This is a genomic window from Skermanella sp. (assembly GCF_059503625.1).
This window is the reverse complement of the sequence record NZ_JCACHA010000877.1, coordinates 1-7,970: the sequence shown is the minus strand read 5'-3', so window position 1 is coordinate 7,970 and position 7,970 is coordinate 1. Positions and strand designations below refer to the sequence as shown.

Below are 7,970 nucleotides of genomic sequence, written 5' to 3'. Positions count from 1 at the left end.
GGAAATAGGCCGCAAGAAGCAGCGGGTAGAGGGGGAAATCCGATAGTTTCCTGGTCACTTCAGCTCTCCCCGGCTCCGGACGCAGTTCCGGAAGCCGTCAGCTCCGGTCATACCAGAACAGCCGGCGGCCGCTGTCGGCGATGGCCTCCGCCCGCACGACACGCGCCCGGTTTTCCAGCGCCGCCGTGAAGGCTTCCACGCTATAGCCGTCGAAGATGTCTTCCCGCAGCGCCAGCATGCGCTGGACGGTCGGATCGTCCTTGGGGACGAACTCGATCACGCCGCGCGGAGCCAGCCCGGTCAGCCAGCCGATCGTCTGGTCCAGCGGCACGTTGCGCCCGATCACCAGATGATGCTCGAACGCCAGGGCCAGCAATCCGTCGGCGTCGCCGCGCCCCTGGATGCCGCGCCGTTCCGCCTGCTTCCAGCCCTGGTCGGGACTGGGGTTGGCGGCATCCTGGAACAGCGGCAGCAGGTTCAGCTTCTCCGACACCGCACGGTCGAACGCCAGTTCCAGCGCCTTCTGATCGAAGTCGAAGCCGACCGCGGCCCCGGCTCCTGCCCCAAGCGCCACGGCCGAGTAGTTGGCGCTGTTGCAGCCCAGGTCCCATAGCAGCTTCGGTTTCACCGCCGCCGCGAACTCCGCGATGAAGCGGCACTTCGCCTCTTCCGCAGCATCCGTATAGGTGTTGTTGCGGGCATAGTCGCCCCAGACCGTCTTGCCGGTGTCGGCCGGCTTCAGCTTCTCGATCCAGCCGCGCAGCTGGGTCAGGATGCCGAGCAGCGACGACTTCGTCAGGCCCTTCTTCCGGATAGCACCCGCATCGGCCGTCCCCTTGTCGTTGGCCGATGCCTCCAGCCGGGCCTGAAGCACGACATAGGTCATCACCTGCCAGGACAACTTCTTGTGGAACGGCAGCAGCCGGTTCAGTTCCGAGGTCGGGATGCCTTCAAGGCTGCCGCGATACCATTGGTTATGCGGCACGCCCAGCACGGCCCGCAGCAGCAGCGGATTGAGGAACTGTTCGCAGAACTGCCGCAGCCCCGCCCAGTACTCGCCCTCGCGGTAGCGCCGCAGCGACAGCAGGTCGATCAGGACGGGACGCGGTCCGATGAACTGGACGTTGTAGGCGCTGGCATCGCTCATCATGACGCCGTCGGCCAGCAGATCGATCTGGAGATCCAGGTGGAACAGCGCCGCCGCCTTCAAGGCCGGGAACGGCCATTCATACGGATAGGAGACGAACGGGATGCGCGGATGCTCGACCACGATCGGCGCTCCCCGCGCCTGCTCGCCCAGCAATGCCGGATCGACTTCATCCGACGCCACCAGCCGGCCACCGTCGACCAGCCGCCGGAGCACGCCGCTGTCTCGGATAAAAGTGTAGTCGGCCAGAGCGCGGGCTGTGATCGTGCGGAAGATCCGGCCATCGTTCTCGAAAACCTGGCCGGAAGGGTCCCGGAACGAACCGGGTTCGACAGCGGTCATGCGTCAGCGGGCCTTGTCGGTGGGGGAGTCTACGCCGTCGCGCTGCGTCACCGATGCCGGCGTCCGTCCGCCGCCGAACCGGCTTTTCAGTTTGCTCCAGTAAAGACGGATCGCAAACATTCCACCCGCAATGCCGCCGATCAGGCCTTGCAGAAGCATGCTGCCGGTACCGGGATCAAGATAAGCGTAAGCATTCTGGGTGGAAAACAGCAACAATGCCGGGACCGCCAGCAAAGCCATGTATATGCGGTTCATGCCGATCGCCCTCCAGCGAAAATTTTATCTTATTTGAAGACATCGATAGTCTTCGCATGAATTCAGCACGGTCGAAGGAGGGCGATTGGAACACGGTGAGCGGGGCTCAACAACCCACCCATCGTACATAAAAACGACACATCAGTGTAATAAACAGAAGGACAGGACCGGTCGAAAAAGCCGGTCCCGGGCAAGCCCCTTCGGGTTTGCCTTATCCCAGAGACCGCCGATCCGAAGACCGGGCGCAGGTCCGAAGACTCAGCGCTGGCTGACCTGTGCGATCTGGCTTTCCCTGGTCAGGCCTTCCGGGTCCATCGCCACCGCGACGTAGAACGGCTCCCGCATCAGCGCGCAGTAATTGGCGTTGCCCATCCGCAGCATCCGCATCGATTCACCGTTGGAAATGCGGGTATGCATCTGGTCGAATTCCGCCATGCTGCCCATCCGGTCGGCCAGTTCCCGCTGGGAATTTCGCAGGATTTCCGCATTGCGGACGGTAAAGCTGGCATAGCGGGCGAAGGCCTGGGGATCGCCCCACGCCGGACCGCAGGCCAGCCCGGCCAGCATGGTCCTGGTCTGAAGCGATACCACCTTGTCCGCCGGGGTCTCGCCCAGCATCAGCGGCGTCTTGGCGGTTTCCAGTACAGGGTCCGATGTCTCGGCACATCCGGCCAGCAGCGCCGAGCAAAGCAGGATGCCGCATAGCGATACGGAACTTTTGAACGAGGTTTTCATGGACGCCCACCAGCAGATCTGACACTGCCGGCAGCCTAACATTATTTGGTTGGCGGAATCGATACCCGAGTACTTTTCAGCTCCCATGATTACTCCCGCAGAGTCACCCCATTAACGATATCGGCATTGACACCGATATTACCGTGGAAGGATGCCGGTCCTTTGCCCGTGCCGATCCGGCCGTCTCGCGCGTTATCAGGAAAAGTCCAAACCGGAGAACCCCCGCTCATGCTGTTCAGACCGCAAGACTTGGCCGACGATGCCGTGATCTGTATTCCGCAGCCCAGCCATTCCTGGCTGTCCGGCCAATTGGTTCGCGCCTGGGGCAACGACGGTTTCGCGCGTCCCAGCCCCTACGAGGAAGTCTGCCTGGGCGCCGCGCTCCACGACATAGGCTGGCTGGAATGGGAGGCCGAACCGACGCTCAACCCCGAGACCGGCCTGCCGCACAATTTCCTGGATATGAAGCCGTCGACCCATACCCGGCTATGGACCAAAGGCGTGCGCCAGGCACTGGCTTTCGGCCGCTATCCGGCACTGCTCGTTTCGCTGCATGCGAAGACCATCTACACCACGTTCTTCGATTTCAACAAGGCGGCGCCGGACGACGCCCGGCTGATCCGCTCCTTCCTGGAGACGCAGGAAGACTTCCAGCGGGCGACCGTCCAGGCCCTGGCCGCCGACCCCCGGATGGCTCCCGATGTCACGCCGGATGCCATCGAGCGGAACCGGCGCCTCGTCGCCGCGACCGACCGCATGTCGCTGGAGATCTGCTGGGGCATCACCGGCGAAGTCCGAATTCCCGGCGTTCCGACGGCGGCCGGAAACGTCACCGAACTTCGTATCCGGTCACCTCATGGCGACCCGGCCGACCTGACGCTCTCCCCCTGGCCCTTCGCCGCCGACCGTGTCGAGGTGTTCTGCGAGGGCCGCCGGCTGGAAGGCCGATTTACCGGCGAAGCAGCGCTCCGCGATGCGCTGCACAAGGCGGAACGGGTCGAGATCCGCGCCGTATTCAATCCCGCATAACAACATTCATATGACCATTTACATACAAGCAAAATCTGCAACCGGGGAAAATCGGATGTACTATAAATTTTAGCAAAACACGCTTGCCGGACATCAGGAACGTTGCATCAGGGACGTTGCAGTTCGATGAGGGACGCAAGCACAAATAGATGCACTCTGGGGGCGAGTAATGGATACCGAAATAGTCGGCTCTCTTGCACTTGGGCAGGACGTTCCGGATCATGCTTTGCTCCAGGCGATGCCGATAGCGGTATACACGACCGACGAAGCCGGCCGGATCAACTTCTATAACGAGGCGGCGGCCCAGCTATGGGGACATCGGCCCAAACTGGGCGAGGACCGCTGGTGCGGCTCCTGGCGGCTTTACTGGCCCGACGGCACGCCGCTTCCGCATGACCAATGTCCCATGGCCGTGGCGTTGAGGGAGAACCGCCCGATCCGGAATGCCGAAGCCGTGGCGGAGCGGCCGGACGGAACCCGGATCCCCTTCGTGCCCTATCCGACTCCCTTGCGCGATGCCGAGGGCCGGCTGACCGGAGCCATCAACATGCTGGTGGACATCACGGAGCGGAAGCGGTCCGAGTTGGCCCTGCGCAGGCAGGAGCATGAACTTCACGAAGTTCAGCGGATCGCCCGCATGGGCCATTGGCGGCTGGATATCGGGTCCGGTGGTCTGGAATGGTCGGCCGGCATCCATCGTCTCATGAAGACCTCGGGGACTGGACATGTCCCGCATCTCGAGGGTTTCATCGGGCGCGTTCATCCCGACGACCGGCGGCCGCTGCTACGCGCCTTCGCCGCCTGCCTGAGATCCGGCAGGACGAGCCAGTGGGAGTTCCGTGTCCGCAACGACGACGGCCGCGAATGGGTGGCCTGGATCGAGGGCTGCTGCGAAAGCGATGACTCCGGCAAGGTGAGCGCCCTGTACGGCATCTGCCAGGACGTGACGGAACAGCGCCGGATGCAGGCGACGCTTCGCGAAGCCTGCGATGCGGCACAGGCGGCGGACAGGGCGAAATCGACCTTCCTCGCCTGCATGAGCCACGAATTGCGGACGCCGCTCAACGCGATCATCGGCTTCAGCGACCTGCTGCAATCAGAAATGTTCGGTCCGCTCGGCAGCGACCAGTACCTGGAATATGCCGCCGACATCAGCCGCAGCGGCCACCATCTGCTCGAACTGGTCAACGGCGTGCTGGACATGGCGCAGATCGAGGCCGGCAAGATCTCCCTCCAGGAAGAAGCCATCGACTTGGCCGCCCTGATCCGGGAGGCCGCGAGCCTGGCGAGCGGACCGGCAGCGCATGCAAACCACAGGATCGAGATCCGGCTTCAGGAACCTGCCCCGCTGCTGGTCGCCGACCGGCGGCGCATGCGGCAGGTGCTGATCAACCTGATCGGCAATGCCGTCAAGTTCACGCCCCACGGCGGCAGCATCGCGATCGCCGTCGGCGAGGAGGCTGAGGGCCGGCTGCCGATTACGATAACGGATACCGGCATCGGCATAGCACCGGACAAGATCTGCGGCCTGTGCCAGCCGTTCAGCCAGGTCGAAGCCGTGGCCACCCGCCGCTACGACGGCAGCGGCATGGGGCTGTTCATCACCAAGGCCCTGGTCGAACGCCATGGCGGCGACCTCTCGATCGTAAGCAGGCCGCGCGAGGGAACGGCCGTCACGATAAGCCTTCCGTCGCAACGCTTCGTCCCGATGTTCTTCGAGACGGCTTTTCCGGTCCGGGCCTGATCTCCGCACGCGCTTCGGCATCCCTGTTTCGGATCGGCCGATACAGTTCCCGCTTACCTCCAAATTGCAGCTTCCAAACCGCCATCATAAAGGCGCAGATTAAATTAAATCTGTGATAAATTTCAGTGATGGAGAAAATCCATGGGTAAGTTCATTGCTGCGCTGCTGTGGTTGGGCGCCCCGCTGGCACTGGAGTATGCCGGCATACTGCCGGCCTGGGGCGCCATCGCCTGGCTCCTGTCGCCGTTCCTGGCGTTGGCCGTTCTCGGGCTCGGCGCCGGAGCGGTCGCATCGGTGATGGACGCCTGTACCGGTGACCGCGCGGTCCGCAGCCAGGGCGCCGGCTACGCCAAGGCTTCGCGGACTGCCGTGATGCCGCCTTCGGCCTGGACAATCCATCACCCCGGTTCGCCCTGATCCCGGCGCCGCACGCTGCCGGCATAACCGGAACTTGCGCGGTCTGCCGACAAATCCAATTGCACATTGAACCAAAGCCCGAACCTAATCTCCCTCGATGCGGCGCATCATCACGATGATGGCCGGATGAGGCCGGACATGTTACGAGAGCGGTCGACCATCATGGACAGGTCGCACCGTTCCGGGCATGAAGTCCGGCTGAATTGCTCATCCGCGGCCTGCCGGTCGGCCGCGCCCCGAGGGAGAATGCATGACCCACGAGCAGTTCCTGTCAATGGCCGTCCTGGCGGTGACCCTGGGCCTCTTCATCTGGGACCGCCTGCGCTACGACGTCGTTGCGCTGATCTCGCTGCTCGCGGCCATCGCGACGGGTGTCGTACCGATGGCCAAGGCCTTCACGGGTTTCAGCGACCAGATCGTCGTCGTGGTCGCCAGCGCCCTGGTCATCAGCAAGGCGCTCAGCCTGTCAGGAACCGTGGAACGGCTGCTCGAACCGCTGGCGCACCGGCTGACGACGACCAACCGCCAGGCCGCCGTGCTGGTCGGGGCCGTGACCGCGCTGTCGGCCTTCATGAAGAACATCGGCGCGCTGGCGATCTTCATGCCGGTGGCGCTCCAGTTTTCCCGCCGGATCAAGGCGTCGCCCTCGCGGCTGATGATGCCGCTGGCGTTCGGATCGCTGCTGGGCGGCGTCATGACGCTGATCGGCACGTCGCCGAACATCATCGTGTCCCGTGTGCGCGAGGACCTGACCGGCCACCCCTTCTCGATGTTCGACTTCTTCCCGGTCGGCGCCGGCATCGCGGTCACCGGCCTGATCTTCCTGATCTTCGGCTGGCGCCTGCTGCCGGAACGCCGGTCGCCGACGTCGTCGGCGGAGGGTGAGCTGCATATCCGCGACTACCTGACGGAAGTCCGGCTGCTGCCCAATTCCCCGCTGGTGGACGGCACCGTCGGCGATCTGGAAGCCCTGTCGGGCGGCGCCGTCACGGTCGCGGCGTTGATCCGCGACAAGGGCCAGCGCTACATTCCGGGAGAGCACTGGCGGCTTCTCCAGGACGACATCATCATCGTCGAGACCGATCCCGAGAACCTGAAGAAGCTGCTGACGGCCGGAAAGCTGGAGATCGCGACCGGAGGGGGGGCGGCCAAGGGCGCCGGCATGGAGCCGTGGGAGGAGCTTGTCCTGATGGAGACGGTCGTGGCGCCCTCGTCGCCGCTGATCGGCTGCACGATCAAGGACTTCCGCCTGCGCTCCCGCTTCGGGGTCAACGTCCTGGCGCTCGGCCGGGGCGGACGGCAATTCGTGACCCAGCTTCGCCAGATCCCCATCCAGGTCGGCGACGTCATGGTGGTGCAGGGGCCGGGCAACGCGATGGCGACTGTGCTGGCCGACCTGGCCTGCCTGCCGCTGGCCTATCGCAACCTTGCCTTCGACAAGCCGCGCCGGTTCAATCTGGCGGTGCCGATCCTGATGATCGCGATCCTGCTGATCTCGCTGGAGGTCGTCACCGTCGCCGTCGGCTTCTTCGCGGCGGCCGTGATCATGGTCGTGACCCGCCACCTCTCGCTGCGCGAAGCCTACGAGGCGATCGACTGGCCGATCCTGGTCATGCTGGGGGCGCTGATCCCCGTCAGCGACGGCATCCAGAGCACGGGCGCTTCCGACCTGATCGCCGGCGGTCTGGCCAGTCTGGCGGTGACGCTGCCGGCGGAGGGAACGGTGGTCATGATGCTGGTGGCCGCCATGCTGCTGACGCCCTTCCTGAACAACGCCGCGACGGTGCTGGTCATGGCCCCGATCGCCGCCAGTCTGGCCCAAAAGCTCGGCCTGAACGCCGACCCCCTGCTGATGGCCGTCGCCATCGGCGCCGCCTGCGACTTCCTGACCCCGATCGGCCACCAGTGCAATACGCTGGTGATGGGACCGGGAGGCTACAAGTTCGGCGACTATTGGCGGCTGGGGCTGCCGCTGAGCATCATGGTGGTCGTGATGGGAAGCTCACTGCTGCTGCTGTTCTGGCCGCTGAAGTAGGATAGCCAAGCGGGAAAGTCCGCGCGGTCACCCCATCCCTTCCTTCGGGTCTTTCCGTGACGCGAGCAGCGCCGCGATGGCCTCCACCAGATCGGCGGGGTGGACGGGCTTCTTCAACACGGGTGCTTCGAGCAGCGACGCTTCGGCATCGTTCAGCACGTTGTATCCGGTACAGAAGAGGAAAGGCACACCCATGGCGTTCAACGATCTGGCGATGGGATAGGACGGCTGGCCGAGCAGGTTGACGTCCAGCACCGCAACGTCCG

Annotated in this window: 8 protein-coding genes; 4 read left to right on the top strand and 4 right to left on the bottom strand. The window is 64.3% G+C overall.

Translation table 11 applies throughout. The features are described 5' to 3' along the window. Positions 1–97: 97 nt before the first annotated feature. The 3 genes from AC5JJ6_RS31950 to AC5JJ6_RS31940 form a co-directional block, all read right to left on the bottom strand. Positions 98–1,489: a hypothetical protein gene (locus tag AC5JJ6_RS31950; protein WP_496045915.1), complete on the bottom strand. Its 1,392-nt coding sequence runs from the start codon at positions 1,487–1,489 to the stop codon at positions 98–100. A 3-nt stretch (positions 1,490–1,492) separates the two neighbouring features. Next, positions 1,493–1,729, bottom strand: coding sequence for a hypothetical protein (locus tag AC5JJ6_RS31945; RefSeq protein ID WP_044432859.1), 237 nt, complete (start codon positions 1,727–1,729; stop codon positions 1,493–1,495). 273 nt (positions 1,730–2,002) lie between these two features. Next, the gene (locus AC5JJ6_RS31940; RefSeq protein WP_496045914.1) at positions 2,003–2,479 is read right to left on the bottom strand and encodes a hypothetical protein; all 477 of its coding nucleotides are present in this window, start codon (positions 2,477–2,479) and stop codon (positions 2,003–2,005) included. A 228-nt stretch (positions 2,480–2,707) separates the two neighbouring features. Between AC5JJ6_RS31940 and AC5JJ6_RS31935 the strand changes: the two genes are divergently transcribed. The 4 genes from AC5JJ6_RS31935 (at position 2,708) to AC5JJ6_RS31920 (ending at position 7,704) form a co-directional block, all read left to right on the top strand. Next, on the top strand, positions 2,708–3,508 hold the full coding sequence (locus AC5JJ6_RS31935; RefSeq protein ID WP_496045913.1) for a DUF3891 family protein: 801 nt from the start codon (positions 2,708–2,710) through the stop codon (positions 3,506–3,508). Between the two features lie 169 nt (positions 3,509–3,677). Continuing rightward, positions 3,678–5,252 (top strand): sensor histidine kinase, encoded by a 1,575-nt coding sequence (locus tag AC5JJ6_RS31930; protein ID WP_496045912.1) that lies wholly within the window; start codon positions 3,678–3,680, stop codon positions 5,250–5,252. Between the two features lie 141 nt (positions 5,253–5,393). Beyond that, positions 5,394–5,669, top strand: a complete 276-nt coding sequence (locus tag AC5JJ6_RS31925) for a hypothetical protein (RefSeq protein WP_496045911.1) — start codon at positions 5,394–5,396, stop codon at positions 5,667–5,669. A 250-nt stretch (positions 5,670–5,919) separates the two neighbouring features. Then, positions 5,920–7,704 (top strand): SLC13 family permease, encoded by a 1,785-nt coding sequence (locus AC5JJ6_RS31920; RefSeq protein ID WP_496045910.1) that lies wholly within the window; start codon positions 5,920–5,922, stop codon positions 7,702–7,704. Between the two features lie 27 nt (positions 7,705–7,731). Here AC5JJ6_RS31920 and AC5JJ6_RS31915 read toward each other — a convergent pair. After that, positions 7,732–7,970 (bottom strand): response regulator (locus tag AC5JJ6_RS31915; RefSeq protein WP_496045909.1); only part of this gene is annotated, 239 nt, incomplete at its 5' end.